Origin of the sequence: Affinundibacterium nitidum (assembly GCF_014284155.1) — a bacterium.
In the GTDB taxonomy this organism is placed as follows: domain Bacteria; phylum Pseudomonadota; class Gammaproteobacteria; order Burkholderiales; family Burkholderiaceae_D; genus Undibacterium; species Undibacterium nitidum.
Window position 1 is genome coordinate 1 of the sequence record NZ_JACOFZ010000043.1, and the last position, 320, is coordinate 320.

1 protein-coding gene is annotated in these 320 nt (G+C 54.1%); it reads right to left on the reverse strand.

From position 1 onward, the window contains the following. Positions 1-320: Ig-like domain-containing protein (locus tag H8K36_RS18960; protein WP_186920465.1), on the reverse strand; the 320-nt coding region annotated here is incomplete at both ends.

The window sequence follows — 320 nt, forward strand, 5'->3', positions numbered from 1 at the left end:
GCCCGTGCCCGCTGTAATCGTAACCGTACCATGAGTTGGTGCAGTACCTATCGTCCAAGTCGCTGGGCTATCGGCGCCTGCTGCATCATTCGTCGCCAGACTACCCGTCGCAGCAACGCCTGCATTCGTCGTGATCGTATCGTTACCCGCCAACGGTGCATCATCGACCACATTGAGCGTTAAAGTCGCTTGGTTGACTTGGCCAATCGTGTCGTTCACTTTGACGGTCAAGGACTCTGTCACACCCGTACCGCTATTGGTTTGCGTATTGGTGATGCGATAGGTATAACCAATAACACCGGTCGCGGCATTGTAGGAAT